At 46.4% G+C, this 4,545-nt stretch carries 4 protein-coding genes; 1 reads left to right on the top strand and 3 read right to left on the bottom strand.

The window, feature by feature from the left end; translation table 11 throughout:
- Nucleotides 1-220: 220 nt before the first annotated feature.
- Nucleotides 221-856: a threonine/serine dehydratase gene (locus tag QZQ08_RS09610; protein ID WP_296331412.1), complete on the bottom strand. Its 636-nt coding sequence runs from the start codon at nucleotides 854-856 to the stop codon at nucleotides 221-223.
- Nucleotides 857-998: 142 nt separating this feature from the next.
- Nucleotides 999-1,427, bottom strand: a complete 429-nt coding sequence (locus QZQ08_RS09605) for a very short patch repair endonuclease (RefSeq protein ID WP_296331409.1) — start codon at nucleotides 1,425-1,427, stop codon at nucleotides 999-1,001.
- A 140-nt stretch (nucleotides 1,428-1,567) separates the two neighbouring features.
- On the opposite strand from QZQ08_RS09605, the gene dcm reads away from it, so the two are divergent.
- Complete coding sequence (gene dcm, locus QZQ08_RS09600; protein ID WP_302889773.1) at nucleotides 1,568-2,779, top strand: DNA (cytosine-5-)-methyltransferase; 1,212 nt, start codon at nucleotides 1,568-1,570, stop codon at nucleotides 2,777-2,779.
- Nucleotides 2,780-2,796: 17 nt separating this feature from the next.
- Here dcm and QZQ08_RS09595 read toward each other — a convergent pair whose 3' ends face one another.
- Nucleotides 2,797-4,233: a Sau3AI family type II restriction endonuclease gene (locus QZQ08_RS09595; RefSeq protein WP_296331404.1), complete on the bottom strand. Its 1,437-nt coding sequence runs from the start codon at nucleotides 4,231-4,233 to the stop codon at nucleotides 2,797-2,799.
- Nucleotides 4,234-4,545 lie beyond the last annotated feature (312 nt).

Below are 4,545 nucleotides of genomic sequence, written 5' to 3'. Positions count from 1 at the left end.
CAAACGTGGGACGGTCCATCCTACGATAGGCCATGAGGTCATTGTTTCCTCAAAATCTTTTTCAAGTAATGACCTCACGTGCTTCATCAAATCAGCCCGATTGTTGGGCTGACTCAAAAGGGACCGACGAAGGCATATTTCGGGCGTCTTAAAAATGAAATTGTGGTACGTAACTTTTTACGAAACATCATGCCCCCATTGCTCTCAAAAGAATCCTTTCTTAAGCAATGGGGGCATATAATTTCATCGAATCGGAGCGATTTGTGCTCCGAGTAAAAAAAAGAGCCGTTCCCTTGATGGCTGTTGCAATGCCGCTGATGAGACCGCCGCCTCCAACAGGCACGATAACCTTGTCCACCTTTGGAAGCTGGTTCATCATTTCAAGACCTGCCGTTCCTTGACCCGCCATGACATCATAATCATCGAAAGGATGGATGAAGCAGGCTCCTTTTTCTTTTGTAATCCGTTCAGCAATGATGAAACGCTGGGACTTTTCGCAAAGCACAATCTCTGCGCCTAGGGCTTTAATGGCAGCTTTTTTCACTTCCGGTGCGTGTTCTGGCATGACGACTGTTACCGGTACGCCGAGCAGCTTTCCTGCGAAAGCGACTCCACGACCGTGGTTCCCGCTTGACGCCGTCACAATGCCATTTTTGAGCGTCTCCGGTGAAAGCTGCAGCGCTTTATTGAGCGCCCCGCGAATCTTGAACGCATTGATTTTCTGCATGTTCTCCGCCTTAACGTATACTTTGCAGTGAAGCGCTTCATCAAGGGCCTTCAGACGGATCACAGGCGTGCGGAATACATAAGGGGAAAGCCGTTTTTGAGCCTCATAGATGTCAGATAGCATCAGCATAGGGAACCTCCTTTATGATAGGAAATGAAAAATTTGAACTTGATAAGTCAATTATAACTAATTTGTCAGAAAATAGATAGAAAGGTTTTGGAAAAGAGTGGGAAAGAATAAGGACGCTCCTGTAAAAAGCACAGAAGCGTCCTTATTTTATTCGTCCGCAATATTCCAGGACTGTCTTCACACAATCATCCAGATTCCTCTTGATGTCGCTTTCCCAGAAATGGAGGACTAGCCAGCCCAGGTCTGTGAGGGCTGCATCGTTATCCTTGTCCCGCTCTACGTTGCGGCGGAGCTTTTTTGACCAAAATTCCTTATTGTTCTTGATTTGCTCTCCAGGGTTGTCTTGATGACCTCTTGCGTGCCAAAAGTCCCCGTCGACAAAGATGGCAATCCAATATCTTGTGATGGCAATATCCGGGGATCCCGGGAGATCTCGGTAATTCTTGCGGTAGCGGATTCCATGGGACCAAAGGGCTTTTCGCAGCATCCTTTCGGGCGTCGTATTTTTCCCGTGAATCCGGCTCATGATTTTTGACCGTTCCGGTGTTGTAATCAGCTTTTCCTTCGTCATGCCATCACCTCCCCCTTTTTCCCCATTATAGTACGATGTCATGGGGAACGAAAGGCCCAGTAAAACCCTTGATCTATCCGAACAGTTGTGTTAAAATATATCCATGTCATTTTAGACGATTGAGAAAAGGACAAAACATGATGCAAAAGACCATATGTGAACTCTTTGCAGGTGTAGGCGGCTTTCGCCTTGCCTTTGAAAAAAATTCCAAGGATTGGAAGACGGTGTGGGCAAATCAGTGGGAACCGGGCCGGAAAAGCCAGGATGCCTTTGACTGCTACTGCGCTCATTTCGGGAAAAGCCCTAACCACGTCAACGTGGATATTGCCGCTGTCGATAAGTCGACCATCCCAGATCATAATCTTCTTGTCGGGGGTTTCCCCTGCCAGGACTATTCTGTTGCGCGAACCGGTGCCACAGGAATCCAAGGGAAGAAGGGGGTCCTTTGGTGGCAGATTTACGATGTCTTGAAGACCAAACATCCGTCTTTTGTGCTCCTTGAAAATGTGGACCGCCTGCTGAAATCACCGGCAAGCCAGCGCGGACGTGATTTTGGCATCATCCTTTCCTGCTTTGATTCTGAAGGGTATAGCGTGGAATGGCGTGTCGTCAATGCCGCTGAATACGGCTTTGCCCAAAGGAGACGGCGTACCTTCATCTTTGCCTATCGGAATGATACCCGGTATGGAACAAGTGGGGAGGATGTGCCCGTGGAAGAAATTCTTGGAAAGTCGGGCTTCTTTGCATCGACGTTCCCCATCAAGGAAATCCCGGAAATCTTTTCGACGACCTTTGAAAGCCATGATATTGCAACGGTCTCCGAAACCTTCCAGTTTGCTTTCCGCAATACGGGAATCATGCGGGATGGGACCATCTTTACGGGTGAATCAAAACCGGTGGAAATGGAACCGACCTTGCTGCGGGACATTGTCCAACATAATGTCCCCGAAAAATACTATCTTGGCGATAAGATTGATAAATGGGATTATCTCAAAGGTGCTAAGAAGATTGAACGGACGGCTCGGAATGGCCATAAATATGTATTTTCCGAAGGCCCCATCGCTTTTCCGGATCCTTTGGACCGACCGGCACGGACCATGCTCACCAGCGAGAGTACGACCAATCGGAGCACCCACGTCATCGAAGATCCGGATACCAAACGTCTTCGCCTTCTGACACCTGTCGAAGCGGAGCGAATCCAAGGCTTTGATGACGAGTGGACCAATACGGGCATGTCGGAACGGATGCGCTTTTTCTGCATGGGCAATGCCCTTGTCGTAGGCGCCGTCCAGAAAATGGCTGAAACCATGAACCGTATCTTTGCAATGGAAAAAGACCCTGGGGCCAAATAAGGTCCTAGGGTCTTTCCTTATTCCTTGAGCTTTTCGTCCAGTTGGGAGAGGATGTACTTGCGGTTAAGCCAGAAACACTGCTTGGGATATTGCCGACCATCCGGCAATTCATATGTATCGGAATTGTTCCGACCATGGGGACGCACATGGGCTACGGGATTGTCCTTTTGTTTTGGAAGCTCACTGGTGTAGGTGCCATCCTTATATTCGAATTTGAGTCCCCGGGCAATCATATCATGCGTTTTCTGCCAAACTTCCCGGACATTTCCTTCCAGGTCATCATATGGAATGTTCCAGAACTGGCAGCCTTTAAGGACAAATCCTTTATCTTCCATATCTTGGTAAACGACGAAGAAGAACCGAGTTTCCCGTAAATAATTGCCAAAGGTGGAATCATCCCAGGTCTCTTTGGCCAGTTCCTTGAACCTAAAAGTGGGGAAGGACATGCTTTGCTTGATGGTTCCGTTTTTTTCAAGCCGGATGGCCTTGACGATGATATTGGCCTTCTCGAATTCCTCGGCTCGGTTTCCTTTGACGCCAAGGATTCGGAAAGCGATGGCAGACTCGCAGTTCTTGGCCTTTGGATTGAGGTCAAACTTCTCGCAGAGTTCCTTTACGGATAGCCCTTTATAGGCTGTAATTTTATCGATGATGTACTGCTCGAAATGGCTGACAGCCTGTCCCTTTGTGATGGATTCTGCAGCACCCTTGCGGTTAATGAAGAAACTATTCAGGACATAGGTCATATAGGAGTTTTTCAGCGAAAAGGCACGGGGTTTTGCCGGAACGTCACTGAAAGGCTGCTCGCGGCGGATGGTGGAATTGGCCGCTTTCGTTGCGGCTCCGAGGTAGAGCGTATCTCCTTCCGAAAGTTCATGAGCCTTTCCTGCCCTGATTTTTGCGAGAATCTTATTGTAATCTTCTTCCATGATTTTCTGGTCTTCTTTCGTCGGTGTAAAAAGATCGACGAAATTGATTTTGTAATCCATCTTGTCCTTGTTCTTCTCATAGAGATACCAAACAAGGAGCATGAGATGACATTTCTTCCAAACATGGCTTTCGTGGAACGACTTTTCCTTGACGATATTGATGTAATCAATCATCGTGAGGATCAGCCGTTCCTTTGCTTTATAAAGGCCCTTTGAATCCTTTTTGTAAGGCGTGACCTTGAGCTCAACGCCTGCATCGGGGAAATCAGCATGGGAGTCGCTGTTTGCCTTGTAGCGAAAGTGGCATTCTTCAACAAGATTTCCTAATCCGCCTTTGTAATCCTTCTTTTTATGGCTTTTCACATAGGAATTATCGAGAAAAGCATCATGGTCTTCGGATAAGGCAAATTCATTGTGCTCATCAAAGATGTCCTGGAACGTCTTTCCAATCATCTCTTTGCCGTAGCGTTCGATGCTCTTTGGGTCTTTTTCGTTATAGGGAAAGGCATAGGATGAACCTGACATAATAAAACCACCTTTATATAAGTGATGGATATTTAATCTTCGTGGTAACGCTATTATATCATAGAAGGCTGGATATCCATGTATCGGGAATGGGTATTTCGGGAATCTCATGTGCCTGATTGCGGCAAATAGTTAATGTTGGAATGCAATGAGTTTATTTCATGGAATCTTTGATAGTAGTTTTACTTATAACAAACATTATTATAACAACGTTTACTTATAGTTCTTCTGAGCATAAAATAAAATCAGAAACTTTTGGTAAATTGCAAGTTGAATTTGAACAACTATAATCAAGAAACACACTCAATAGCA

Source organism: uncultured Acidaminococcus sp. (assembly GCA_900538365.1).
Taxonomy (GTDB): Bacteria; Bacillota; Negativicutes; order Acidaminococcales; family Acidaminococcaceae; genus Acidaminococcus.
This window is presented reverse-complemented; position numbering and strand designations above follow the sequence as displayed.

Coding starts and splice junctions, on each gene's coding strand:
- QZQ08_RS09605 (WP_296331409.1), bottom strand. CDS start 1,427: ATGACGAAGGAAAAGCTGATTACAACACCGGAACGGTCAAAAATCATG.
- QZQ08_RS09610 (WP_296331412.1), bottom strand. CDS start 856: ATGCTGATGCTATCTGACATCTATGAGGCTCAAAAACGGCTTTCCCCT.
- dcm (WP_302889773.1), top strand. CDS start 1,568: ATGCAAAAGACCATATGTGAACTCTTTGCAGGTGTAGGCGGCTTTCGC.
- QZQ08_RS09595 (WP_296331404.1), bottom strand. CDS start 4,233: ATGTCAGGTTCATCCTATGCCTTTCCCTATAACGAAAAAGACCCAAAG.